This window comes from Capnocytophaga sp. FDAARGOS_737, from assembly GCF_009730375.1.
In the GTDB taxonomy this organism is placed as follows: domain Bacteria; phylum Bacteroidota; class Bacteroidia; order Flavobacteriales; family Flavobacteriaceae; genus Capnocytophaga; species Capnocytophaga leadbetteri.
This window is the reverse complement of record NZ_CP046316.1, coordinates 1,316,374-1,342,817: the sequence shown is the minus strand read 5'-3', so window position 1 is coordinate 1,342,817 and position 26,444 is coordinate 1,316,374. Positions and strand designations below refer to the sequence as shown.

Below are 26,444 nucleotides of genomic sequence, written 5' to 3'. Positions count from 1 at the left end.
AAACGCTGCAAATATAATAAAAAATGCTTTGATAGATTGCTACCAAAGCATTTCTATTAAGAGTAAAAACAAAAATTTTATTCTATAAATATGAACCACACATCTTCTCTATCTATTTTTACCGCCTCCGTTATTACCGCCTTTGCCTCCGCCATTATTGCCACCTTGTTTAGCGGCTGTTACTTTTACACCTATTTCTTTAGTTTGTTTAGTGTAATTATCGGTTACTACAATGGTAGTGGTACCTACTTCAACACCTGTAACATAAATAGCTGCATTATTTTCTTTTAGTACTATTGTAGCTATATTTTTATTAAGGATACTAACTGAATAATCTCCGCTACCTGCAGTAATAGTAGGAGCTACTGCACCATCTTTTTTCTTTTTACTAGGCATAGGCGGCTCAGGAACTGAATTTAAATCATATTTTTCATTTGATTTATTTCCTCCTTTTTTAGCTTCAGGAAATACTTTCCCTTTCTCTACTGAAACACTTTGAGTACTTACTTCTAATGGAATATTAGGTACTTCGTTTTCATCTGTTTTATCACAGCCTACAGTTAAGGCTATAACTATGGCCATAAAAGATAATGTTGAAAAAATTCTTTTCATTGGATTATATAATTAAGCATTAATAATTTTTTAAGGGAAAATGCTTTGATAGATTGCTATCAAAGCATTTCTATTAAGAGTAAAAACAAAAATTAAAAGTTATACGATACTCCTGTAAGGAAGTTACGTCCTGCTTGTGGGAACCCATAAGACCAATAATAATCTCTGTCTAAAAGGTTATTTACTCCAAAGTTAAAGTCTAAACCTTTGTAAAGTTTCACATTGAGTTTAGCATTTACAAGGGTAAAATCAGGAGCTTCTTGGGTACCTTGGCTGTTTAGGTAGCGTTTACCATAAGTTTCAGTATTTACGTATAATTGGGTTTTAATTTCAGGTACTGAGATAGTGGCAAAACCTACTATTTTATATTTAGGAACATCTACAAACTTATTGTTGCTATTTTTAGTTCTATCTTTCATTTCTATAAAACTGTAATTAGCACCAAGTGTAAAGTATTTTACAGGAGCATAACCGAATCCAGCTTCAAATCCTTGAAAAAGAGCTTTACCTATATTGATATTATATTCTACACGTCCTCTATCATTATATCCTACGGTATAGCCAAAGATAGCATTAGTTACATCGTTGATAAAGCCTGATACTTCGTATTGTAATTTGTTATCTAACACTTTACCAGTATAACTAAGATCGTAGGCAATTGCATATTCTGATTTTAAATCAGGATTAGGCTTCTGTCCGCCAAATCTACTTGAGTAACGTTCTTTTTGAGAGGCAAAGCGAGAGCGTTTAGAGGCTGATAGGCTGATTTGATGATTTTCAACAGGTTTAAAAATAAGTCCACCTTTGAAGTCGAAGGCACTGTCGCTACCTGTAGGGAAATCATAAAATACATTTGACTGTCCTGTGAGATAGTGAGTACCATACTCTTGTGCTAGAATGTTTTTACGTTGGTTGTATGAAGCACCTACTACTGCATTTAGCCAATCAGTAAGAGTGATAACATCTTCCAATCCTATATAAAAGGTATTGTCTTTATAAGATTGTTCAGGCTCACCTTCTTTAAAAATTTGTCCTATAGCAGGATTGGCAGCTACTTCAGCATTATGCTCTTTATGATGGTCATACTTTTCATTAATGGTAAGGGTAATAGCATTGCGATTAAGTGCTAGTGTGCTGAATGTAAGTATACCTCCTGCTGAATAATCGTTATAAATACTCTTGAAAGTATAATTCATATTCATAGTGCGGTACAAGTGGTTATCATATTGGTGCATTTCATTGTAATACTTGTCATAATAACCTGTAAAGTACATAAAAGTCTCAGGAGCTATCTTAGTTTTAGTTTTAGCATACAAACTTGTCTTGTTATAGATAGGATAATCTCTCCAACTATTATTTCCAATAGAGTATATGTTAAATGAAATGTCTTTATTAGCTTGTTGGTTTACAAAACCTAAAGCATACTCATCGGTTTCATTAGGGGTATAACCTATCTTAGCACTTATTTTTTTATCAAAATATCCTGAGTGGAAGCGTTTTCCTCCTGCTTCCTGATAATCATTAGGAGCAAGATTTTTAGAAAGTACAAAGTTTTCGCGTTTGTTAAACGACCCCGATACCATAGCGTAATACTTATCTTTACGAGTGCCTACGTTTAGCCCTGTGAAGTAAGAGTTTACGCCTGTACCATCAGCAAAACCAACGCCTGAAGTACCATTGATATCCAATTCTTTTTCAGGGCTACGCGATACGATATTTACCGCACCCCCCATAGCATTAGCACCGTATTTTACTGATACTAAACCTTTTTCAACTGAAATATTTCCTAAGTCGTAGGTAAGAAAACGGCTAAGGTCAAAATTACCATCATAAGGGGCATAAATAGGAATCCCATCGTAATATACAGGGGTACGACGGTTGTCAAATCCACGCACTAAGATAGTCCCCTCATTACGAGCACCAAACTGAGAGATGCTTACTCCAGGTAGTAAGTTAAGAGCATCTACTACATTGGTTTTGTTGTTGTTCTGAATAGTAGAAGCTTGTAGTTTTTGGGTAGGTACAAGTGCTACTTTTTCTTTAGGTTTCCCCAAAATGGTTACCTCTTGCAGGTCATAATGTTTCTCTGCTATAGTGTCTTTTACTTTCTCTTGTGCTTGTACTGCTACAGCTGCAGAGAGCAGAGTAATTGAAAATACTAAACGTTTCATCTAATGATTAATGGTTTAATTATTAGTTAATTATAATATGTTATGCGATATAAAACATAACGTTTTGCGAAATAAAAGAGTGCTTTCGCAACTCTTTTCACGGTGCAAAGGTACAAAAACGTTATGAATATGCAAACATAATGTAATAAAAATGTTAATGCTCACTTGTCATTAAAAAAGGAATAATCTGCTTTTTTGAGAGTACCTCTACGTATTTACCTACTATAAACAGCATAGGTCGCTTCATATCTAAAGCGTGCAGAGTAGCTTCTACTTTGCCCAAAGTTGTTTTTACTGAGGTCTCGTCCTTTGCCGAAATACGCGAGGCTACCACTACGGGCATATCAAGTGTTACTCCTACTGAAGTAATAATTTCAACAATTTGCCCTATACAGTCGGTATTAGCAAAGTAAATGTGTATGGTACTACCGTATTTCAGTATGCCAGCCAAATCCTTTAGCAGACTATGGTTCGTCTCGTTATCGTGATATACGAAGTTTACCGACACATCGCTCTCGTCCATTTCGGTAATGGGCACTGCAAAGATATTAGCCGCAGCACACGAAGCCGTAATACCGGGTATCATACGAAAGTCTATACCTTTAGCTTTTAGCGCACGTACTTCTTTACCACCTCCGTTAAACATCAGCGCATCGCCAGGTTTTAGCCTACATACTTTTTTGCCTGCACAGTAGTGTTTTTCCATAGTGTCTACCATAGCAGTAGGGTCGGTTTTCTTGTCAATGGCTATGATTTCACCTTTAAACTGAAAGGTCTTCAGCAACGTATCATCAGGCATACAATCAAAGAGGATAACATCTGCTTCTTCCAGAGCATTTTTGGCTGCTAAGGTCAGCAGCTCAGGGTTGCCAGGTCCCATACCAATTATTACAACGGGAAACATATTTTTCTGTTTTTTTGATTAATAATCTTTATTTCTACCTCATAGAGGTCTTTTAACAATGTCTCGGTCATCACTTCATCAGGAGTGCCAAGTGCAGCTATAGTATGGTCTTTCACTACCGCCACTTTCGAATCGCAAAGGAAAACGTGGTCAGGATTATGGGTCGAAAGGATAATACCTATATCCTGACTTTGTAGGGCTTTCACCTGTTGCAGCACTTTCAGTTGGTTGCCAAAATCAAGTGCCGAGGTGGGTTCATCCATAACTATATAGGTAGGCTGCTGGGTGAGGGCTCTTGCTATGATAGTAAGTTGCTGTTCACCCCCGCTCATCTGCGAGAAAGCCTTATCTTTTAGGTGCCATATGCCTATCTGTTGCATCATTTCAGCAGCTATAGCTTTGTCTTTTTCTGTAGGAAATCCAAAGTAGTGCAGGTGAGGGGTACGCCCAAAAAGTACTACCTCAAAAGCGGTAAACGCGAAATCTATCTTCCTCGCTTGGGGTATATAAGCTATTTTTTGTGCGAGGTGTTTAGGGTTTTGAGAATCAAGAGGCACATCGTCAATAAGTATCTCACCTGCGTGCTTGGGTAGTAGCCCCAAAAGGGTTTTAAATAAAGTGGTTTTACCCGACCCATTTCTGCCCAAAACACATAGTATTTCTCCTTTTTGTAAGGTGAAATGCACGCCCGTAAGCAATGGCTTTTGGTAGCCTACTGATAAATTACGCACTGTTATTCCCATACGCTCTGCTTGCTTTTAACTGATTTGAGAACAAAGAAAAAGATAGGGGCTCCTATGATAGAGGCAATGATACCCAAAGGGATTTCGAGTGCCGAGAGGGTACGCGATAGCAGGTCTATAACAATAAGAAAACTACTGCCCAACATAAAGGCAGCGGGTAGCAAATACCGATTATCCGACCCTATGATAAAACGTGCTATATGGGGTACTACTAACCCTATCCAGCCTATTAATCCTGTGATAGAGACCACTGTAGCGGTGAGCAGTGTAGCCGAGAGTATAACCACTAAGCGCAACCGCTGTACCTGCACGCCCATAGTGTGGGCTTCATCTTCGCCAAACGAAAGCACATTCAGTCGCCAAGACGAAAAGTAAAGCGGTAGCACTGCCAATAGCACGATAGGGGTAATGGTGAGCACTTGGGTAGCGGTTACATTCGTTAGACTGCCCATCAGCCAAAAGGTAATGTCGGGCAATTTATATTCAGCATCGGCTATGTATTTAGTAAGCGATATAAATGCTCCAAACATAGCTCCAGTGATGATGCCCGAAAGCAACAATACTAATGCCTGACTGTGCACTCCGCTGATGCGTTTGCTCAATGCCAAAGCTATGAGTACAGCGGCCAATCCAAAGGCAAAAGCCGATAGTTGTATTCCTAATATACTCCACGAAAGCAGTATTGCCAAAGCCGCTCCAAAACCTGCCCCCGAACTCACACCTAATATATCTGGACTGATAAGCGGGTTTTTAAACATTCCTTGATAAGCTACCCCCGATACCGATAAGGCTCCCCCTACTAAAAGGGCAGCCAATATACGGGGCAAGCGCACTTCGGTAAGGAGCAAAGCGGTATGCTCGTCTACTGTTTTTTGTCCGAAAACAAAGCCGATAATATCGCTAATAGGCAGTGGATACCTCCCCACACTCAGCGATAATAAACAGAGCACCACTACCAGCACAAGCAACCCCGTCAATAATAAACGGCGTTTAAATTTGTCGTTTGTCATTTGTTGTTAAATCTATTGTCTGATTTTAGCTTTTCAGGGGGCAACACTTTCCCCTCTAACCAGCCATTGCGTACGTCTTCGCGATTGTCAAAATAAGAATAATAAGGCTTGATATCTAATAACGGACTTCCATTGAGCATATCCACTCCTTTAAAATAAATGATATTGTCCTCAATGCGTTCCAATCTCACAATCGACATACCAATACGGTTAGGGCGTTTAGGCGAACGAGTAGCGAATACCCCGTGTGGCACATTATCCATAAAAGGGACAACTTCTAACTGATAGCCTTCTATTTTGTGAAGTAAGAATAAGAGAATTATATGCGAAAAACCGTCTAAATCTTTAAGACCAGCGGCAAATTCGTGGTATAATATGGCTTTTCCTTCAGAAGAAGCAACTACAGAGGGTTGTATAGGCATATTGTTTACTGTCTCAAAAGGTGTTTCAAGATAGCCAATAGGTGTAACACTAAAGTTCATAATACTGTTTTGGGTGCAAAGATAATAGTTTTGATAATAATATCATAACGGTAAGGGTAAAAAAAGAAAAAAATTATTCTGTACTTTCCCTTTACTTTAGATATACACACATTATAGGATCACCGAAGGATTACCGAACCCTTATCAAAAAATTAATATCTATAAAATATAAATTTCTTGAAAAAAGTTTACTAAAAATTTGCAATATAAAAAAAAAGCTATACCTTTGCACCCGTTTCCGAACAAAGGGGAGATACTCAAGCGGCCAACGAGGGCAGACTGTAAATCTGCTGGTTTTACCTTCACAGGTTCGAATCCTGTTCTCCCCACTCGCTATAGTATTTAAGTGTTTTAAAATTTAAAATTATTTAGGAGGTTAAGGAGGGCTTTGGCTTGTCTTTAACCTTCTTTTTTAGTGTTATGTATAAATCTCTTATCCGTCCGTTGCTTTTCAAGCTCGACCCCGAAAGGGCTCACCATTTTACATTCAATTATCTAAAGTGGATACATCGCTTACCTGGTGTGCCAGCTCTCATTCGCGCTATCTATCAGGTAGAACACCCTGCACTACATCGAGAAGTCTTTGGCTTACACTTTAAAAATCCGGTGGGCTTAGCAGCGGGCTTAGATAAAGATGCCAAACTATACAAAGAACTATCTAATATGGGGTTTGGTTTCATAGAGATTGGTACTATCACCCCCAAACCACAATCGGGCAACCCACCCAAACGCCTTTTTCGCCTTGTAGAAGACCAAGCGATTATCAACCGTATGGGCTTTAATAACGAGGGAGTAGCAGCTGCCGTCGAAAGGCTTAAAAAGAATACTAATGTACTGATAGGGGGCAATATAGGAAAGAATAAAATCACTCCTAATGAGCAGGCTGTAGACGACTATATGGCGTGTTTTGAAGCGCTGTTTAACTATGTTGATTATTTTGTGGTCAATGTGAGTTCGCCTAACACTCCCAATTTGCGTACCTTGCAAGAAAAAGAACCGCTAAAGGCATTGCTCACCACCCTGCAAACAGCTAACAATCAGAAAGCTAAACAGAAACCTATCTTGCTAAAAATAGCTCCCGATTTAACTGATGACCAGCTGTTAGACATCATAGAGATAGTACAACAAACGCATATAGCAGGAGTAATTGCTACCAATACTACCATTACGCGCGAGCACCTCATATCGGCTAACCGACAAGAAACAGGCGGACTTAGTGGAAAACCTCTAAAACAGCGCTCTACTGAAGTGATACGTTTCTTGCACGAGAAGAGTGGGGGCACATTTCCTATCATTGGGGTAGGAGGTATCTTTAGTGAGGAAGACGCTTTAGAAAAACTCGCCGCAGGAGCCTCGCTCATACAGCTCTACAGCGGCTTTATATACGAGGGGGCAGGCTTAATAAAACGCATAAATAAAGCACTCATTAATAATGCTAATTGTTAATTTTTTTGGTAGATTAAAAAAAAGCTGTACCTTTGTAATCTGAAATATTTAATCATAATGAAAAAACTATTTATTTTATCATTAGCCACACTAGGCTTGGCGGCTTGCTCAAGCAAAGCTGACTACATTGTACTGACCGGTAAAGTAGACGGTCTAAACGGAATGCCTCTTGACCTTAAATTAGTAGGAGGTGAGGTAGAAAGTCCCATAAAATTAATGCCTGATGGCACTTTCCGCGATACCCTTCGCGTGCCTACCAACTATTATACCCTTATAGACCCTCAGGGTATTCAAATTCCGCTTTACTTACAGCAAGGTGATGAATTGGGTGTTAATATTGATTTATCTAAAATGCCACTCACTGTTAAGTTCACTGGTAAAGATACTATCGCCAGTGCTTACTTGCAAAAGAAAGCTGATTTTGTAATGGAATTGCAAAATTCAGAAGATGTACAACAACTTTTTGCTAAAAAACCTGAAGAGTTTAAAAAAGGTCTTGAACAATACGCTGCCAAATACACTGATTTCTTGAAAAAAGCAAAAGACCTACCTAAGGATTTTGTAAAAAAAGAAGAAAAAGCTATCAACTACGAAATGCTTTATGCTAAAAGTGTTTACGAAAGAGCTCATAAACGCTATTCTGGTGAGGAAGTAAAACTACCAAAAGAGTTTGCTGACGAAGTGGCTAAGTTAGACTATGATAACGCCGAAGATTACAATACTTTTCATACTTACAAAGAGTTGGTACTCAACAATTTGTTTGATAAGTACGACGATAACGCAGCTAACCCTTGGGGTAAACTGATAGACCACGTAAAAGGACTTAAATCTGCTAGTATCAAAAAAGACTTAGCACGCTACTTTATTACAGGAGTATCTGCTGGTAATGCCGATGAAATTAACCAACAAATGGTAAGTTTTATCAAAGAATATGTAAAAGATACTGCAGCTATAAAAGAACTTGACAAACGTTTAAAATCTATTGAGAAAACTAAAGAAGGTAGTAATTTTGCTGGTTTTGAAGCTGAAGATATCAATGGCAAAGCCGTAAACTACGAAAGCCTAAAAGGTAAATTGGTATATGTAGATGTATGGGCTACTTGGTGCAAACCTTGCTTGCAAGAACTTCCTGCTATGAAAGCGTTACAAGAAGAGTACAAAGGTAAAGACATTACTTTCGTAAGCCTATCAGTTGATAAAGATAAAGAGGCTTGGAAAGCTATGGTAACTGAAGAAAAAATGCAAGGTGTTCAACTTCACATCGACCTTAGTGCTCACCGCGACTTTATTGAGAATTACGACCTTACAGGTATTCCGCGCTTTTTCTTAATAAGCAAAGAGGGTAAGATTATCAGCATCTCTGCTCCACGTCCTTCTGAGGCTAAAATCAAAGAACTTATCAATGCTAATCTGTAAGCATTTATAAAGAATAAAATATTTTGTTTAACTTTGCTTGAGTTTTCTTAGCTCAAGCAAAGTTTTTTAATTGGCAAATATTATAATGGCAAAAGAATTTATATTTGAAGAATACAAACTCGACAATGACTTACACGTTATCCTACATCAGGATAATTCAGCACCCGTAGTAACTATTGGGGTGATGTATCACGTAGGGGCAAAAGACGAAGACCCTACACGTACGGGCTTTGCGCACTTCTTTGAGCATCTTCTCTTTGAAGGAACACAGCATATCGGGCGCGGAAAGTGGTTTGATATAGTATCGTCTAACGGAGGGCATAATAACGCTTTCACCACCCAAGATAAAACTTATTATTACGAGGTATTTCCCTCTAACAACTTAGAATTAGGTTTATGGATGGAAGCTGAACGAATGTTGCACCCCATTATCAATGAAATAGGGGTTAGCACCCAAAATGCGGTAGTGAAAGAGGAGAAAAACCAGCGTATAGACAATGCTCCCTATGGCAAAATAATGTATCGTTCGGCTATCAATCCGCATCTGTTTAAAAAACACCCTTATGCCGGCACCGTAATTGGTAAAATAGAACACTTAGATGCCGCAACACTCGAAGAGTTTATCGCTTTTAAAAAGAAATTCTACAATCCTAATAATGCAGTATTAGTCTTGGCAGGCGATTTTGATAAAACGCACGCTAAACAGTGGATAGCACAGTATTTTGGTACTATCCCCAATACAGGCGAGAAGATACACCGCTGCAAGATAGAAGAAGCGCCTATAACCGAGACTATTAAGGCTACTGATTACGACCCCAATATACAAATACCGCTAAAACTCTATGCCTATCGCACCCCTGCTATGAAGGATAGAGACTCATTTGCCTTAGATATGCTTTCATATCTGCTGACTGACGGCAAGAGTGCTCGTCTTTACAAGAAAATGATAGATGAGCACCAAATAGCTTTGCAAGTGTTAGCTTTCTCTGATGCCCAAGAGGATTATGGTACCTATATAATGGGGGCTCTCCCGATGGACGGAGTGAGTTTAGATACTTTGGGTAAAGAGATAGATGAGGAAATAGAAAAACTACAAACTGAACTTATTAGCGAGCGTGAGTACGAAAAACTACAAAACCAAATAGAAGCCCAATTTGTGAGTCAGCATAACAATATGGAAGGGATAGCCCTTTCATTAGCAGACCATTATACTTTTTATAATGATACTCACTTTATCAATAAGGCGATAGACCAATATCGCAGTATCACGCGCGAAGAGATACGCAATGCCGCCCGCAAATATTTAGATAAAAACAAACGTCTCGAACTCGATTATTTACCCACTAACTAATACACTGATGAATCGCTCAAAACAACCTATGCCTGCCCAAGCTCCTATTATCAACTTGGGTACACCTATCACTCATATATTGCCTAACGGACTTACTTTGCTTATTGTTGAAAATCACAAACTTCCGCAAGTCAGTTTGCGACTTTCATTAGATGAGCCTCCTACTCTCGAACGCGATAAAAAAGGGGTCTACGACCTTATTTCGCTTTTAGCAGGTAGTGGTTCAACCTCTATACCCAAAGACGATTTCAATGAAGAGATAGATTATTTGGCAGCTGATATTTCGATATTGCCTAATGGAGTATCGGCACAAACGCTCTCAAAATACTTCCCTAGGGTGCTTGAACTTATAGCCGATGCAGCACTGCACCCCAATTTTGAAGAAGAGGAAATGGAAAGAGAAAAAGCGCGTATTATACAAAGTCTTAGAGCTAACGAAAATAATGCAGAGGCAATCAGTAAGCGGGTACAGCAGACTTTGAGTTTTACTACAGCCCATCCTTATGGAGAGTACATAACAGAGAGAAATGTTAAAGCGCTTAGCTTGAAAGATGTACACCAATATTATCACACTCATTTTGTGCCTAATAATGCCTATTTAGTTATTACTGGCGATGTAGATCCTGCTGAAGTATACCGTTTAGTGAGTCGCTATTTTGGCGAATGGCAGGCTGTCAGTACCCCACAAGAAACACTCTATGTGCCTGAAAACGTACCTGAAACGCAAATAAACCTTATCGACCTTCCCAATGCAGTGCAGTCAGAAATACGCATCACTAACCTAATAGATTTGCAGATGAATGACCCTGACTATTTTGCAATGCTTATAGCCAACAGTATATTAGGAGGCGATTTTGGTAGCTATATCAATATGAATTTGCGAGAGGCAAACGGCTATACTTATGGGGCTTCTTCTTATTTTAAGACCGATAAATGGACTAAAGGAGTTTTCAATATCAAAACCAGTGTAGGCAATGCAGTTACGACCCCTGCCGTGATAGAAACACTAAAAGAAGTAAAACGCATTAGGTGCGAGGCAGTTAGCGAGGAGAAGTTGGCACAAGCTAAGGCGCAATATTTAGGACAGTTTGTGCTAGCTACCGAACGCCCACAAACTATAGCCAATTATGCTATTAATATCAAAGCACGTCAGTTATCGCCCTATTTTTATAAGAATTATATCACCAATATCAATGCTGTAACTAAGGAAGATGTACAACGAGTAGCCGAAAAGTATTTTCAACTCAACCAAATGAGAATTATAGTAGTGGGGAAGAAAGATGAAGTGTTAAAAGATTTAGAATCAGCTACTTTTGAAGGCGAAAAACTACCGGTATATTTATTTGATAGTTATGCTAATCAGCTGTAATAGCGAGGAAAATAGAAAAAATATCGAGAAAAATTTGGCAGTTAATAAAAAAGGTAGTACTTTTGCGCCGAATTAATATCAATTTATTTATGAATCAATACGAAACTGTTTTCATTTTGAATCCCGTTTTATCTGAAACACAGATAAAGGAAGCAGTAGAAAAGTTTGAAAATTTTCTTACTTCAAGGGGTGCAGAATTTGTATCAAAAGAGAATTGGGGCTTGAAAAAATTAGCTTACCCTATTCAAAACAAAAAAAGCGGATTTTACCACCTTTTTGAATTTAAAGTAGCTGGTGAAGTAATTGATGCCTTTGAATTAGAGTTCAGACGTGATGAACGTGTAATGCGTTATCTCACTGTAAAACTTGACAAACACGCTATTGCGTGGGCTGAAAAGAGAAGAGCAAAGTTAAACACTAAAAAAGCGTAAGAAAATGGCAGTAGAACAAAAAAAAGGAGACATTAAATATCTTACTCCACTAAACATCGACACATCTAAACAAAAGAAATATTGTCGATTCAAAAAATTGGGCATCAAATACATCGATTACAAAGATGCTGATTTCTTATTGAAGTTCGTAAACGAACAAGGTAAATTACTACCTCGTCGCCTTACAGGTACTTCATTGAAATTTCAACGTAAAGTGGCTACTGCTGTAAAAAGAGCACGCCATTTAGCATTAATGCCTTACGTAGCCGATTTATTAAAATAATACAAGGAGTAGAGAAATATGGAAATTATATTAAAACAAGACGTACATAATTTAGGGTTTAAAGACGATGTAGTAACTGTTAAAAACGGTTATGGTCGTAATTACCTAATCCCACAAGGGTTTGCAATTTTGGCTACTCCATCAGCAAAAAAGGTGTTAGCTGAAAACTTGAAGCAAAAAGCTTTCAAAGAGCAACATATCATTGATGAAGCTAAGAAAACAGCTAAAGCTCTATTGGCATTAGCGGTGAAGATAGTAGCTAAAGTAGGTACTGGTGATAAATTGTTCGGTTCTATCAACAATGGTGATGTAGCTCAAGAATTAGCTAAGGCAGGTCACGATATTGATAAGAAATTTATCTCTATTGCTGGTAACACTATTAAACGTACAGGTAAATACAACGCTGCAATACGCCTACACCGCGAAGTAATCGTTGATTTCCCATTTGAAGTAGTAGCCGAAGTAGCTAAAGTAGAAGCTAAACCTACTGAGAAAGCAGAGGCTCCTAAAGCAGAAGTTGTAGCTGAAGAAGTTGCTGCTCAGAATTAAGATCTTTTTCTTAGGAAAATAGTTCATATCAATTATAATTTTTGAATACCTATGAAGGGCAACCTTTATAGGTATTTTTTTCTTTTATTATAAGATGAAAAGCTATGTAATATAAGGACTTTATACCTTTGTAGGTGTTTTTTTACACATATTATTTGCATTTTAAAAAAATAGTGCATACCTTTGTACCAGTTTTTTAGCAATTTTCAGTTCAATGGAATCCAAAATCAATACTATAGGTCTCACCATTTGGGGGTATAAGCAAGGCTGTAAGGTTTTAGCCTCGCAGGGGGTGAACTTTCAACTACTAGAAGTAAAAAATAGGTTGAAAGATATTAGTGCTTTTATACGCATTCACACTCCTCGCATAGATTTCTATACATTACAGTTTACTCAGAATTATAAGATATACACCCAGTATAGGTCGTCTCGCGATGTAAATGGGCAGAGCGGGGCGTATATAGCTATTTCGCTTTACATACCTCATTATTTACAGTGGAAAGGGGTTAGACAAGTGCTAAACCTTCTGATGGATATGTATTTCGCAGAGCATATAAACTACGATGATAATACTCCTATACCGAATGAGAAAGAGGATATATTCCCTTATTTCAATCTATTGCGTGGTTATGAAAAACAATTGGTAGAAGAGACCAATTCAAAATCTTGTTTGTTAGACTTACCTTATTCTCCAAAAGTTTTTCCGTATGCTGATATCTATGAAGTAGATAAGTATTTCAATATGCCTTATCGACCTGAATTCGAGAGTATTCAGGATGTAGTATTCTTGCGAAAGGAGTTTGTAGAAGATCCTCGTGCTTACAGTATTGACTTTTTGTTTCCAGAATATGCTATGCAAAGGAGTACTGCTGCTACCGAAACAACTGCAGCTGCTGCTGGAGGTGCACGATTCCTACTCTCTGGAACTAATCTGAAGGTATTAGCCTTTATGAAAAATGGGAAAGATGTAAGTGCTACCTATGCTAATGAGTCTTTTTCTGATGATGATACAGTAGAGTTATTACTTGAAAAATCGCGCTATCAGCAGATGTTCTCTTTTCACGATACTATTAAAAAAGGTATTAAGAAGGGGTACATAAAGCGAGTGCAAGATAATTATGCTTTGGATACTATTCCTTTTGCAGATAAAGAGTTTAAAGTATATATAGAAACTCCCCAACGTGAATACGAGAAGTATATCAACTTTCTTTCATTAGAAAGTAATAATTTTAAAGCTAAACTTTCTTCTGATAGCAAAGGGCGTTATTTTTCATTCAAAGGTGAGGAAGCTCATAATATATTCAACTTGAGCTATAATGGTATTGTATTTAAGAGTAACTATATGGTAGATGATAGGGTACCACTAATTGTGTCTTTTGAGAAGTACCATTTTACTATAGTATCAAATAAAATAGTAGCTATTGCACTGAAAATAAATGGAGTACTCTTTAGTAAAACACTACGCAGTGACTCGCCTATAGAGATAGTATTACCAGAGCATCTTTATCACTTTGAGTTTGAAAATCAGGAGAATCAGAAGACAATTAGCATATCAAAGAGTGGAGAGATAAACTTCGAACTTAGTGATAGCTATAATCTGCATATGATAGCCTCTGAGAGCCCTAAAATGTCTACTTCTAAGCAGTTAGCTGTAATAGATGAGAATGGCTCAATAGAAGAAGATGATGAAGGTGTAGTACCGCACCGCTCACGCTTTTTCTGGCTTAAAATAGCTTCAATAGTAGTCTTTATACTATCATTAGTGGGGGTAGGCTATTGGTTTATATTCCCTATGCTCAAAGATCCTGTAAAGGCGTATGTAGCATTCTCGTCAGAAAGCAAGATAAGCGATATTCATTTTCTGACTAATATAGATGAACGTACCTATGAAATAGATAATACTTGTATACAGCTGAAGAAGAGTTTCCCCCTTACAGAAACCAAAATAATTATTGATTTTGCTGAGGAGGGAAAAGATACGCTTTCGCTTAGCAAGACACAGCTAAGTTCATTGGCACAAATGGTAGAAAAAGGAACAAAAGATACGCTTAAAGTACAAGTACTTTCGCCTGCACGTTCTTTCCTTGCTAATGTGATTCATTGGAAAGATACCCACGCTGACCCCAAAGGGACTCTATTCTTAGCTGAAGCTAAAAGGCAACACTACCTCACAGAGACACTTCGCCCTGAGTTTGAGAAAGCTGTATGGGATAATTTCTTAAAAGATTTTGACTATTCAGCTTACAACAGCGAACAAGTGGATAGTATTTTGAGTCCTTATATGAAAGGAGGTGAGAGTGAGCTTATCTCTTATCAGAAAGATATACAAGATATAATTTCACAAACTAAAGCGCGTGAAAACGAAGAGGAGGTGGAAGAAGTACCTCGTACAAACACTGTAGTAAGTACACCAAAGTCTAAAGAAAATAAACCTTTAGCAGTTCCATCTTCAAAACCAGAAAAAGCAGCGATTCCTGCTAAGAGTGTGACAGAGGCACCTATGCCAGCTCCTGCACCAGTAGATAGGGTAGAAAAGACAGAGGGGACGAGTGAAACACGTCCTTCAAAAACCATTATACGAAATAATAGAAATACACCTAGGCCAGAGGCAACTAATACTAAGCTAACCAATGACTTTATAGCTGATCTTAAACGTTTTAACTCTCAGTCTTGTTCAGAAGAAATAGTAGATAGAGTGAAACTAAACCTAAAACGTTTAGATGCTAAAGATTGGAGCTTGATAATGTATGAATTTAATCAGGAGCGCAAAGAAATAGAAGACCGTGTAACACAGTACAGCAGTTTCTTTACAGCACTGAAGAAGGGAACTTCAATAGAGCAGATTAAGCCTACTGCCTTTGGCGGACAAGCAAATCTTATCTATTTCCTCAAGAAAGGTAATAATTATGATATGGTGAAAGGCAAAGCTAATCTAAAGACTTTTGCTAATATACGCCAAGCTATTATAGATGCTGGTGTAGATCCTAAAAATATACGTTAAATACTTGTAATCAAACAATTAGATATATGGAAGCTTTTAACAATCTTGACTTACTTCTTAGAGGATTTTGGTTGGTAGCCATACCAGTTACTATCATTTTCCTCATTCAGATGGTACTTACTTTTATAGGTACTGATGCCTCTGATGGTACTTCTGCCGACTTTGACGGCGATTTTGATGGAGGAGATGCTCCTTTTCAGCTTTTCTCTTTCCGCAACCTAATGAATTTCTTGTTAGGTTTTAGTTGGACAGGTATTTCATTCTATAAAATTATACCTAACCAAACGCTACTTATACTATTAGCGGTAGCCGTAGGAGGATTATTTGTTTATTTTTTCTTTCTGATCATAAGAGCTTTAATGAGGCTTTCAGAAGATAATACTTTCAAGCTCTCTGAAACTATAGGCAAAACGGCTGAAGTATATGTACCAATACCAGAAAATAAATCAGGGAGGGGAAAAATAACTATTAGTGTAAGAGGTACAATGCACGAGCTTGAGGCTATGACAGCTGGAGCACGTATCCCCTCGAATGTAATGGTAAAAATACTTTCTATAGAAGATTCTGTACTATTTGTAGAGCGTATATAATATTTATAAGTTTCAATTGAAAAAAACAGGCTACTTGGTAGCCTGTTTTTTATTTACTAACTGAAATAACTCCTTGCTCTAAGTTCTTAGCTAAGCCAAATAGATAGTTAAATTGCTCTAAGTAAAACTGAGTCTCTCTCATTGAAATAGGGAGATTTTCAGTATCAGTAGGTTGCTCGCTCAGTTCTTTGACAGCTGTCTGTAGTTGGTCAATAGGGGCTTTATAATCGATAGAAGGAGGGAGGGGAGCTTGCTGAGTGAGTAGAGCTAAGGTATGCTGTAACGACTGTATGAGGCTATCTATAGCCTTGTTGAACACAGGTTTTGGAAAAGTAACTTTCTTACTGTTCAGCCGTATGCCGAAAGAGGCTACCGAAGCCAAAAAAGACTGCTGTATCACTATAATACCGTATACTGAGGGATTGCGATTTTGCATAAACTTAGGCTCTTGTAGCATTCGCTGAAAGGTAGTATTAAGGTTAGAAAGTGCTAATACTGCCTCTTTTCGCGATACTTTATAAGCAGTAGTAATACCTTCTTCGGTGTTGAAAATCACTTTTACCTGCTCTAAATATCCTATATTCGCCTTTATTGATTTGGTTACTGCTTGTCGGTAAGTATTGTGCTCCCACGTAGGTAGAATAAGATAATTAGCCCCGAATGATAGTGCTACCCCTATGATTGTGTCTAATAGTCGATCGTAAATGAGGTCATAGACATTGGGGGTGATAAGCGCAAAAATAAAAATAGCCGTAATGGTGATGAAAATAGAGGCATACATATAGTTCTCTTGTATAAGACCAAAGGCTATTGGCATACAAATAATAGCTATATATAGGTACAAACTTGGGTAGGGAAGGAGGTAAATAGCCGCAAAAGACGCTATTCCGCCTATAATAGTACCATATACCCTATTAAGCGACCGCTCTTGTGTGATACCAAAACCAGGACGCATAATGATAAATATAGTGAGGATTATCCAGTATGCATTATTAATAGTAAAGATTTCTCCTATCAAATACCCTAATATCACTACTATTGAGAGTCGCATAGCGTGCCTAAAAAAGGTGGATTGTAGCGATATATGGTCTTTAAGCCTCCGCCACGAGTAGTTCTGATAACTCACAAACTTTCGGTAAGTGTTCTCATCGCGTACCCCTGCATCGCTGTTGTAGTAATTTTCGAATATTAGTCGGATATTCTCAACAGAATGATACTGATTTTCTATGTAAATATAGAAATTACGCAACATAAGTGAACGCTCTCTATCTTCTTCAGAGGTTTCTGCACGCTTCCGTAGTACTTCATTCGTTTCTTTAGCCTCTAGAAGCAGTTCCTTCAGCCTATTGCTAAGCTTTATCTGCTTGCGCGACCCTATATATTCTGACATTCGCTTCAACTCTTCTGCCAGTTCCTTAAGAAATGCTACATACTTCTCTAAATCAGCTTTGTGTTGCGCAAAAAGTATATCTACTTTTTCATATTGAACAGGGTTTGCTAATGCTAATTCAAAAATATCGACCAACTCTATAAACATCAGGAATTGCCGTTGTAGGTAGTCAGTCTTACCCGATTTGCTTCTGGAGTCTAATACGGCTTCGCGTAGCTTTTCGTAGTTTTCATTTAGGCTTGTCTGTAGGTTTATGAGTTGTTTGAACCCATCAGTTCTGTCTTCAGATATTAATAAATCAGCTCTGATAGAAAAGAAATTGGCGGTTAGTGCAAAGCACTTGCCTAATAACTGTTCACTATATAAACGCGGGCGTACTTTTAAGAAGATATATACTAAGCCGCTGTACCACAGTCCACCGAATAGTATGCAGCCACTATAGAGCGCAATATTCCAGCCCGTTTGGAGGTGGGCTAAAGTAGAGGCTATCTCGAACAATCCTGCGAACGATACCATCGTAGCCCGATGCCCATATAAGGAAATGTAAGCATTGCCAAAAGTGAGCACAAACATAGTGGGCAGCAGCAGATACCAATAAGGAGCGGTGAGATTGACCAGTGCCGAGCTGGCAGCTGCCAACAAAGTAGCCACCAACAAACCTCCGTATAGGTGTTGTTGATTACCAGGTATATCGCTAGGAGAAATGGCTACCACGCTAAGGGCAATAGGGAGACCTATTTCTAATACATCAAAAGCATAGCCTAAGCCCAGCGGTATGAGCACTGCTATTGTTTTGAGTATTCCTTTGAAAAATGAAAAACTTTTAAAGAATGATATGATAGAAGTAAGCATTTTATCTGTATATTTGCCGGCAAAAATACAAAACTAATGCCAAATTACCAGCAAATAACTGAAATATTAAAAGCAGGAGGGGTGATACTATACCCTACTGACACTGTATGGGGGATAGGTTGTGATGCCACTAACGCCTCTGCTGTAGCACGTATTTTCACCATAAAACAGCGAAGTGAGAGCAAAAGTCTCATTATTTTAGTCAGTAGTATAACAATGTTGCGAGATTATATAGCTGATTTACCCCAAAATATACTCAATTATCTTCAAAAAGTAACTGAACCTACTACTATTATCTACGAAAATCCTCAATTATTAGCCACAAACGTTATTGCCGCTGATAATACGGTAGCTATAAGGCTTGTGCAAGACCCTTTTTGTCAGCAAATGATTGCCCATTTCGGGAAACCTATCGTCTCTACTTCTGCTAATATCAGTGGGCAGCCTACTCCTATGTGCTTTGCTGATATTCCTGCTACACTTGTTGCGCAATGCGATTATGTAGTGCCTTATCGTCAGGATGATACAGCACCAAAAAAGCCCTCGCGTCTTATCAAATTTGATAAAAACGGAGAGCTTATTATTCTCAGATAAATCTATTTATCGCTTTTCTAAGAGCACTACATTCTCTACGTGGTAAGTCTGTGGAAACATATCTACGGGCTGTACTTTCGTCACTTTATATTGCTCATCCATTAGCGCAAGGTCGCGGGCTTGGGTAGCGCTATTGCAGCTGACATATACTACTTTAGCTGGAGCAATATGCAGTATTTGCGCTACTACATCTTTGTGCATACCATCTCGTGGCGGGTCGGTGATGATAACATCGGGTACACCATTAGCTGCTATAAACGCCTCGTTGAACACATTCTTCATATCGCCTACATAGAAACTAACATTGTCGATACCATTTGCTGCAGCATTGGCTTTTGCATCGGCAATCGCCTCAGGTACAGCCTCAACCCCTACTACTCGTTTAGCGCGTTTGGCTACGAACTGCGCAATAGTACCCGTGCCTGTATAAAGGTCGTATACCAGTTCATCGCCTTTTAGGTCGGCAAAGTCGCGCGCTACCTCATACAATCGTTGCGCTTGTTTAGAGTTCGTCTGATAAAACGACTTTGCATTTATCTTGAAGCGCAAGCCTTCCATTTCTTCGTAAATACAGTCCTGCCCTTTATAGCATATTATATCTTGGTCGTATAGCGCATCGTTGCCTTTGCTATTGATACAATACTGCAACGAAGTAATTTCAGGGAAATGGTTGGCTAAGTGAGCCAATAGTAATTCAATTTTCTCATCTTCGCTAAAAAACTGTATTACGACCATCAACTCGCCTGTAGAGCTCAGCCTTATTATCATTGAGCGCAATAGTCCTTGTTGCATACGCGGACTGTAGAAACTCATTTCGTTTTCTAAAGCAAAACGTTTGATTTCTAATCGGATAGCATTAGATGGGACGGCTTGCAGGTAACACTTTTTAATATCTAATACCTTGTCCCAAGCTCCTGCAATATGAAAGCCCAATCCGTTTCTATCAGTTATTTCGTCAGCTTTTTTAATCTCTTCAGGAGTAAGCCAGCGCATATCAGAGAACGAAAATTCCATCTTATTTCGGTAGAAATAAATATCATCTGAGCCTATAATCGGCATCAGTTGAGGAATAGCGATGCGCCCCAAACGCACAAGGTTGTTCTCCACTTCTTTTTGTTTGTAATACAACTGACGTTCGTAAGCCAAATCTTGCCATTTGCAGCCTCCGCAATACCCAAAGTGTGAACATACGGGGGTAGTACGTTCAGCTGACAACTGGTGGAATTTCACTGCAAACCCCTCATAATAAGCGGATTTCTTTTTAGTAGTCTGCACATCGACTACATCACCAGGTACGGCATTAGTTACGAAAATAACGCGTCCATCAGGGGCTTTAGCTACACTTTTCCCCTTGGCACCCGCATCGATAACCGACACGTTTTCTATAATAATATTCTTTTTCTTGCTCATTTGGGGGCAAAGATACGAACTAATTTGCCAATTTGCCAATTTGCTAATGAGAAAATTTGAGAATTAGCAAATGTGATAATTAGAAAATTAGCAGATAATTCATATCTTTGCACTCATAAATTTTTCTAATCTGCTAATTTTCTAATTTTTTAATTACACTATGTATCAGAAAACTTCTGCTCTTGTGCTCTCTGCGATGAAATATGCTGACAACAGTCTTATTGTCAGGTGTTTTACGCGTGAGTATGGCGGTTGTAGCTATCTGCTTAAAGGTATTCTTAAGCCCTCTAAAAGTGCGCTAAAGGTAGGGTTGTTTCAGCCATTGGCACAGTTAGCCCTTGTGGCGACCTACAAAGAGGGGGCGCTGAGTTATATCAAAGAAGCTAAAGTAATACACCCTTACAGCACCCTGCATACCCACCCATATAAGAGCGTGGTAACTATCTTCTTATCAGAGGTATGTGCCCAGATATGTCAGCCTGATACCCCTGATATTCCTCTGTTTGACTTCCTTAGTGAGCAACTATACCGCTTAGACACTACCGATTACAATCCTCATTTTCATCTGAAGTTCTTACTATCGCTTACGCGTCTGTTAGGTTTTTATCCCGACACTACTCACGACCATTTGCCTTATTTCAACATTGAAGAGGGGATATTTACCGCTACTGAAAGCACGCCCCACCACATCGCTGGGCATACCCTTAGCTTGCTGACGACCCTGCTACATACGCCCTTTGGCGAACTCAACACCCTTAAGAGTCGCCACGAAGACCGGAATGCCCTTTTGCTGCAACTGCTGAAATACTATCAGTGGCATTATCCTAATTTTAAAGAAATCAAGTCATTAGAGGTGTTGCAGCAAGTGGTCGGTTATTAATGGGTATGCAGAGATTATAAAAATTGCATTATTCTTAATGTTTTGGTCTTTTTGTTATCGATTTGATAACGGTGGTTCTTCGCTCTTTCTATAGTCAACCTATATTTATTGTATATTCAATCTGTACTTAAGATATAATTGAAAGATATTTAATAAAAAGTGTTAAATTTTTCTGGGAGGACTGAGAGGGCTGAGACGAGTGGGAGTGCGAGCCGCACCGGCGATTGTGGGACGAGTGGGACAGGTGGGACAGGTGGGACAAGTCGGACGAGTGGGACAGGTGAGACGAGTGGGACAGGTGAGACGGGTGGGACAGGTGAGACGGGTGGGACAGGTGAGACGGGTGGGAGTGCGAGCCGCACGGGCGATTATGAGACAGGTGGGACGGGTGGGGTGCAAAAAAGAGATTTTTATTTGTGGGTTAAAAAATAACCCTTATCTTTGTGGCTGTCAAAATTAATATCTAATGAATAATATTATAACTGCTCTTAATAAAGCCTTTCTAAAACTTAAACCAAGCCGAAGCGAAATAAACGAATTTAAAGCTAATTTTAAACGTCTTTTTACTCTCATTAACGATAATGAAAGCGAGGAGTACAATAAGAACCTAATTTCTGACTTTCTTAAAGATACTTACTATAAGCAAGCGTACTTTATGAATACTAAAGAGCGTAAAGACCTTGTTATTCGCAATGGAGCGCTACCTGATAATACTGCAGGGGTGATTATTGAGACTAAAAAGTTCTCTAATAAATCGGAAATGGTGACTTGTGAAAACTTGAATGCTAAGGCTTTACGAGAACTTGTATGGTATTTTTTAGGTGAGCGCATTACACAGAAAAATATTGATATAAAACACCTTATCATTACTAACGTGTATGAGTGGTTTATTTTTGATGCTCAAATATTTGAAAAGCTATTTGCCCAAAATAAAGCTCTTGTAAAACACTATACTGATTTTATTAATGGTACTGCTTTAGGTAATAAAACTGAACATTTTTACAAAGAAATAGCACAACCTTTTATTGAGAAAGTAAAAGAGGAACTTCACTATACTTATTTCAATCTTAAAGATTTTCAAAGTATTGTTGAAAATGATAATTCGCAAGATGATAATGAGTTAATCCCTCTGTACAAAATCTTATCTCCTCAACATCTTCTAAAATTACCTTTTGTAAACGATAGTAATACTTTAGATAAAGGTTTTTATGCTGAACTGCTTCATATTATTGGGCTTGCTGAAACTAAAAACGGCGGACAGATACTTATTGAACGACCTAAAGAGGGTGAACGCAATGAGGGTACAATGTTAGAAGAAACCATTTCTAAGTTGCACAGCCTCAATAAAATTAAGCAACTAAAAAATGCCGCTGCCTATGGCGAAACTTATGAAGAACGCCTTTTTAATGTAGCCTTAGAACTCAATATTACTTGGATTAATAGAGTACTTTTTCTTAAATTGTTAGAAGCACAGCTTATTGCCTATCATAAAGATAATGAGCAAGACTATGCGTTTTTGAACTTCAACAAAATAACTGAGTATGATATTTTGGAACGCTTATTTTTTGAAGTTCTAGCCAAAGATTACAATGATAGAAGCAAGGAAATTGCAGCTGCCTATCCAAAAATACCTTACCTTAATAGTTCATTATTTGAGCCTACTGAATTAGAGCATAGTACTTTGCTTATAAGTAACCTCCCCGATGATAAAACAATCCCTTTGCTGCCTACTACAGTGCTAAAAGATACACAAGGCAAGAAACGTACTGGGTCTGTTAAATCATTGCAATATTTACTCGATTTTTTAGATGCGTACGATTTTAGTAGTGAAGGCTCTGTTGAGATTCAAGAAGAAAACAAAACTCTTATCAATGCGGCTGTATTAGGACTTATCTTTGAGAAAATCAATGGTTATAAAGATGGTTCTTTCTTCACCCCAGGTATCATCACAATGTATATGTGTGAAGAGTCATTGCGCAAAGCTACTGTACAGAAATTCAACGAAATAAAAGGTTGGCACCTCAATAACTTCGATGAACTAAAAGACCGTATCGACCCTTTTAATAAAGAAGCCAGAGAGGAAGCTAATGCTATTATTAACCAAATTAGAATATGTGACCCCTCAGTAGGGTCGGGGCATTATTTGGTTTCTGCCCTTAATGAGTTTATAGCGATGAAAAGTGATTTGAAGATTTTGCAAGACGAACATAAAAACCGCATTCATCACCAAATAAAGATAGAAAACGATGAGCTTTTAGTATATGAAGCTGATAATAACGAACGCTTTTTCCGCTACAACCCTAAGAACACTGAAAGCCAAATAGTGCAAAAAACACTTTTTAATGAGAAAAAGACTATTATTGAAAATTGCCTTTTTGGGGTAGATATTAATCCCAATTCGGTAAAAATTTGTCGTTTGCGTTTATGGATTGAGCTTTTGAAGAATGCCTATTACAAAAATGCTACTGAATTAGAGACTTTGCCTAATATTGATATCAATATCAAGAATGGTAACTCTTTATTAAGTCGTTTTCCTCTTGATACTGACCTGAAAACAGCTTTAAAGAAGACTAAAATATCGATAGCAGAGTATAAAAATGCTTTCCATAAATACCAAAATGCTGAAAATAAGGAACAAAAATGGGAGTTAGAACATTTTATAGATAAAATTAAAAATAATTTCCGTACTGAAATAAACAAGAATAGCAAAGAGGTAAAAGAATTGCAAAAACTTAAGACGGAGTATTTTTTAAAATATGAGTCAGCACAGCTCTTTCAGGATGCCCTTACACCCGCACAAGAGAAGCATAAAAAGCAGTTAGAGTCAGCTATAGAAAAGATAGAAACCGAAATAGAAGCTATCAATAGTAATAAAATTTATGAAAATGCTTTTGAATGGCGCTTTGAGTTTCCGCAGGTTTTAGATGATGAGGGGAACTATATAGGTTTTGATATAGTAGTAGGCAACCCGCCGTATATAAAAGAATACGAAAATAGAAAAGCTTTTGACGGTTTTAGAGAAACTCCCTATTATAAGGGAAAAATGGACATTTGGTATGGTTTTGCTTGTAAAGGAATTGATTTACTAAAACAAAAAGGTACTATTAGTTTTATAGCCCAAAATAATTGGGTTACAAGTTCAGGTGCTTCTATTTTAAGAAATAAAATTTTAGAAGAAACAGAATTAGAGGTTTTTATTGATTTTGTTGATTATAAAGTTTTTGAATCAGCCTCTATTCAAACAATGATTTTTCTACTGCAAAAGGTTGAAGAACCGCATGAAGAATATTACACTAAAGTATCAATATTAAAAGACAAGGATATAACAGAGTCTCAATTAAAAGATTTTCTTAAATTTGGTTTAGAAAATGACTATGCTACAAAGAAAATCTTTAAACTAAAACCAAAAAAATATATTGGAAAAACTATTCACCTTAATCAGACTGATATAGAAGATATTTTAGAAAAAATCGAAGAAAAAGGGGCGTTTAAATTATACGATAAAGAGGTGGCACAAGGAATAGTAGCTCCACAAGATTTTGTAAATGAAAACTCAGTAAAAATATTAGGAGGCAATGTAAAGAAAGGAGATGGAATATTTGTAATTTCAGATGAAGAGCTAACAGATTTAAGCCTATCTGAAAAAGAATATGAACTTATTAAGCCTTATTATACGAGTGATGAACTTGATAAATATTGCACTAATAAAAAAAATTCTTATTGGATAATTTATACAAACTCAGATTTTAAAAATATAGAAAAAATCAAAGCCTATCCTAAAATAAAAGAACATTTAGACAAATTTAAAGATGTTATAACTTCTCACAACAAACCCTACGGACTTCATAGGTCGAGAGAAGAAAATTTTTTTAAAAATGAAAAAATATTATCTTTAAGAAAATGTAAGGAACCTACTTTTACGTTTTCTGACTTTGATTGCTATGTATCTCAAACATATTTTATTATTCAAACAGAAAGATTTAACTTAAAATATTTAACAGCCTATTTAAATTCTAAAATCATTAAATTTTGGCTACGATTTAAAGGTAAAATGCAAGGTAAAAATTATCAAATAGATAAAGAGCCTTTATTAAATATCCCTATAATAAAATCTGAATATGAAAGTAATATTATTCAATTATTTGATGATATACTAAATAATGAGGATGATATTAACAATTTGTTCTATGAAATTTTTAATCTAACTAAAAAAGAAATTAATATGATTGAAAGTTATCTATAGAGATATTTGGATCTATTATTAATACCTCTTGATAAGTTAAACCATACAATTTATAAATCAAGATATTAATCTTATTAATGATAGGGTTAATATCTTGATTTGCCTGTTTTAGAGCAACTAACTCATCATATAAGGTTGAAAAGAAATTTTCGTTATCTACCTTAATTATTGGAATAAGTAAAAGAGGTTCTTTATCTATCTGAAAATTGCTACCTTGCATTTTCCCCTTGTACCTAAGCCAAAAAGCTATTAATTTAGAATTTAATAATAATGTTAAGTATTTTAGGTTTACTCTTTTTGTTTTTATTACATAAAATGTAGCAGAAACATAGCAGTCAAAATCTGTATATGTAAATTTTGGTTCATTAGGAGATTTTCTAAGAGTAATTATTTTTTCGCCTATAAAGAAATCCTCTTTTCTAGCTCTATGTAATCCGTAAGGTTTATTGTCTGATGTAATTACATCTTTGAATCTATCTAAATGTTTTTTAATATTAGGATAAGATTGAATTTTTTCAGAGTTTTTAAAAGTAGAATCTGTATAAATTATCCAAAATTTATTTCTTTTATTTGCATAATACTTAAAAATCTCCTCTGAAGAATAGTAGGGTTTAATTAGAGATAGTTCATCATTTGTTAGGTTTAGTTTGTTTTTTTCCTCTTCAGATAGTCCAAAAATACCTTCTCCTTTCTTCAAAAAAGGATACTTAGATTGTA

General features: G+C 37.2%; 22 protein-coding genes and 1 tRNA gene. 14 read left to right on the top strand and 9 right to left on the bottom strand.

Annotated features, from left to right (window positions below):
• Nucleotides 1-108: 108 nt before the first annotated feature.
• The 6 genes from FOC45_RS05990 to tsaA all read right to left on the bottom strand — a co-directional run bounded on the left by FOC45_RS05990 (nucleotide 109) and on the right by tsaA (nucleotide 5,922).
• Nucleotides 109-612 (bottom strand): pilus assembly protein N-terminal domain-containing protein, encoded by a 504-nt coding sequence (locus FOC45_RS05990; RefSeq protein WP_155846613.1) that lies wholly within the window; start codon nucleotides 610-612, stop codon nucleotides 109-111.
• Nucleotides 613-704: 92 nt separating this feature from the next.
• The gene (locus FOC45_RS05985) at nucleotides 705-2,783 is read right to left on the bottom strand and encodes a TonB-dependent siderophore receptor (protein WP_009392211.1); all 2,079 of its coding nucleotides are present in this window, start codon (nucleotides 2,781-2,783) and stop codon (nucleotides 705-707) included.
• A gap of 154 nt (nucleotides 2,784-2,937) precedes the next feature.
• Nucleotides 2,938-3,687: an SAM-dependent methyltransferase gene (locus tag FOC45_RS05980; protein WP_009392212.1), complete on the bottom strand. Its 750-nt coding sequence runs from the start codon at nucleotides 3,685-3,687 to the stop codon at nucleotides 2,938-2,940.
• On the bottom strand, nucleotides 3,672-4,430 hold the full coding sequence (locus FOC45_RS05975; protein ID WP_009392213.1) for an ABC transporter ATP-binding protein: 759 nt from the start codon (nucleotides 4,428-4,430) through the stop codon (nucleotides 3,672-3,674). The genes FOC45_RS05980 and FOC45_RS05975 overlap by 16 nt, the downstream gene beginning before the upstream one ends.
• Nucleotides 4,421-5,440, bottom strand: a complete 1,020-nt coding sequence (locus tag FOC45_RS05970; protein ID WP_009392214.1) for an iron ABC transporter permease — start codon at nucleotides 5,438-5,440, stop codon at nucleotides 4,421-4,423. Before FOC45_RS05970 ends, FOC45_RS05975 begins: the two co-directional genes overlap by 10 nt.
• Nucleotides 5,437-5,922 carry a tRNA (N6-threonylcarbamoyladenosine(37)-N6)-methyltransferase TrmO gene (gene tsaA, locus FOC45_RS05965; RefSeq protein WP_009392215.1) on the bottom strand — a complete coding sequence of 162 codons (486 nt, stop codon included), beginning with the start codon at nucleotides 5,920-5,922 and terminating at the stop codon, nucleotides 5,437-5,439. Before tsaA ends, FOC45_RS05970 begins: the two co-directional genes overlap by 4 nt.
• Before the next feature lie 247 nt (nucleotides 5,923-6,169).
• Here tsaA and FOC45_RS05960 point away from each other — a divergent pair.
• The 10 genes from FOC45_RS05960 to FOC45_RS05915 all read left to right on the top strand — a co-directional run bounded on the left by FOC45_RS05960 (nucleotide 6,170) and on the right by FOC45_RS05915 (nucleotide 16,358).
• Nucleotides 6,170-6,251: transfer RNA gene (locus tag FOC45_RS05960), tRNA-Tyr, on the top strand.
• 91 nt (nucleotides 6,252-6,342) lie between these two features.
• Nucleotides 6,343-7,368, top strand: coding sequence for a quinone-dependent dihydroorotate dehydrogenase (locus FOC45_RS05955; protein WP_009392216.1), 1,026 nt, complete (start codon nucleotides 6,343-6,345; stop codon nucleotides 7,366-7,368).
• A gap of 57 nt (nucleotides 7,369-7,425) precedes the next feature.
• Nucleotides 7,426-8,784 (top strand): TlpA disulfide reductase family protein, encoded by a 1,359-nt coding sequence (locus FOC45_RS05950; protein WP_009392217.1) that lies wholly within the window; start codon nucleotides 7,426-7,428, stop codon nucleotides 8,782-8,784.
• Nucleotides 8,785-8,869: 85 nt separating this feature from the next.
• Nucleotides 8,870-10,135 carry a pitrilysin family protein gene (locus FOC45_RS05945; RefSeq protein WP_009392218.1) on the top strand — a complete coding sequence of 422 codons (1,266 nt, stop codon included), beginning with the start codon at nucleotides 8,870-8,872 and terminating at the stop codon, nucleotides 10,133-10,135.
• A gap of 7 nt (nucleotides 10,136-10,142) precedes the next feature.
• The gene (locus FOC45_RS05940; protein ID WP_052141350.1) at nucleotides 10,143-11,504 is read left to right on the top strand and encodes a pitrilysin family protein; all 1,362 of its coding nucleotides are present in this window, start codon (nucleotides 10,143-10,145) and stop codon (nucleotides 11,502-11,504) included.
• Nucleotides 11,505-11,593: 89 nt separating this feature from the next.
• On the top strand, nucleotides 11,594-11,935 hold the full coding sequence (rpsF, locus tag FOC45_RS05935) for a 30S ribosomal protein S6 (protein WP_009392220.1): 342 nt from the start codon (nucleotides 11,594-11,596) through the stop codon (nucleotides 11,933-11,935).
• 4 nt (nucleotides 11,936-11,939) lie between these two features.
• The gene (gene rpsR, locus FOC45_RS05930) at nucleotides 11,940-12,218 is read left to right on the top strand and encodes a 30S ribosomal protein S18 (RefSeq protein WP_009392221.1); all 279 of its coding nucleotides are present in this window, start codon (nucleotides 11,940-11,942) and stop codon (nucleotides 12,216-12,218) included.
• An 18-nt stretch (nucleotides 12,219-12,236) separates the two neighbouring features.
• Nucleotides 12,237-12,767: a 50S ribosomal protein L9 gene (gene rplI / locus FOC45_RS05925; protein WP_009392222.1), complete on the top strand. Its 531-nt coding sequence runs from the start codon at nucleotides 12,237-12,239 to the stop codon at nucleotides 12,765-12,767.
• 214 nt (nucleotides 12,768-12,981) lie between these two features.
• On the top strand, nucleotides 12,982-15,768 hold the full coding sequence (locus FOC45_RS05920) for a hypothetical protein (protein ID WP_009392223.1): 2,787 nt from the start codon (nucleotides 12,982-12,984) through the stop codon (nucleotides 15,766-15,768).
• A 26-nt stretch (nucleotides 15,769-15,794) separates the two neighbouring features.
• The gene (locus tag FOC45_RS05915; protein ID WP_009392224.1) at nucleotides 15,795-16,358 is read left to right on the top strand and encodes an NfeD family protein; all 564 of its coding nucleotides are present in this window, start codon (nucleotides 15,795-15,797) and stop codon (nucleotides 16,356-16,358) included.
• Between the two features lie 49 nt (nucleotides 16,359-16,407).
• Here FOC45_RS05915 and FOC45_RS05910 read toward each other — a convergent pair whose 3' ends face one another.
• The gene (locus FOC45_RS05910; RefSeq protein ID WP_009392225.1) at nucleotides 16,408-18,600 is read right to left on the bottom strand and encodes an FUSC family membrane protein; all 2,193 of its coding nucleotides are present in this window, start codon (nucleotides 18,598-18,600) and stop codon (nucleotides 16,408-16,410) included.
• A gap of 36 nt (nucleotides 18,601-18,636) precedes the next feature.
• Here FOC45_RS05910 and FOC45_RS05905 point away from each other — a divergent pair, with 36 nt between their 5' ends.
• Nucleotides 18,637-19,194: an L-threonylcarbamoyladenylate synthase gene (locus tag FOC45_RS05905; protein ID WP_009392226.1), complete on the top strand. Its 558-nt coding sequence runs from the start codon at nucleotides 18,637-18,639 to the stop codon at nucleotides 19,192-19,194.
• Nucleotides 19,195-19,200: 6 nt separating this feature from the next.
• On the opposite strand, the gene rlmD is transcribed toward FOC45_RS05905, so the two are convergent.
• Nucleotides 19,201-20,604, bottom strand: coding sequence for a 23S rRNA (uracil(1939)-C(5))-methyltransferase RlmD (gene rlmD / locus FOC45_RS05900; protein ID WP_009392227.1), 1,404 nt, complete (start codon nucleotides 20,602-20,604; stop codon nucleotides 19,201-19,203).
• Nucleotides 20,605-20,764: 160 nt separating this feature from the next.
• Between rlmD and recO the strand changes: the two genes are divergently transcribed.
• From recO to FOC45_RS05890, 3 genes are all read left to right on the top strand, one after another.
• Nucleotides 20,765-21,484 (top strand): DNA repair protein RecO, encoded by a 720-nt coding sequence (gene recO / locus FOC45_RS05895; RefSeq protein WP_009392228.1) that lies wholly within the window; start codon nucleotides 20,765-20,767, stop codon nucleotides 21,482-21,484.
• Nucleotides 21,485-21,683: 199 nt separating this feature from the next.
• Entirely contained in the window at nucleotides 21,684-21,944 is a 261-nt protein-coding gene (locus FOC45_RS11960) for a hypothetical protein (protein ID WP_196774071.1), read from the top strand.
• 6 nt (nucleotides 21,945-21,950) lie between these two features.
• Nucleotides 21,951-25,727 (top strand): Eco57I restriction-modification methylase domain-containing protein, encoded by a 3,777-nt coding sequence (locus FOC45_RS05890; RefSeq protein WP_155846612.1) that lies wholly within the window; start codon nucleotides 21,951-21,953, stop codon nucleotides 25,725-25,727.
• Here FOC45_RS05890 and FOC45_RS05885 read toward each other — a convergent pair.
• Entirely contained in the window at nucleotides 25,702-26,424 is a 723-nt protein-coding gene (locus FOC45_RS05885; RefSeq protein WP_034539204.1) for a TaqI-like C-terminal specificity domain-containing protein, read from the bottom strand. The two genes, FOC45_RS05890 and FOC45_RS05885, sit on opposite strands and share 26 nt — an antisense overlap.
• Nucleotides 26,425-26,444 lie beyond the last annotated feature (20 nt).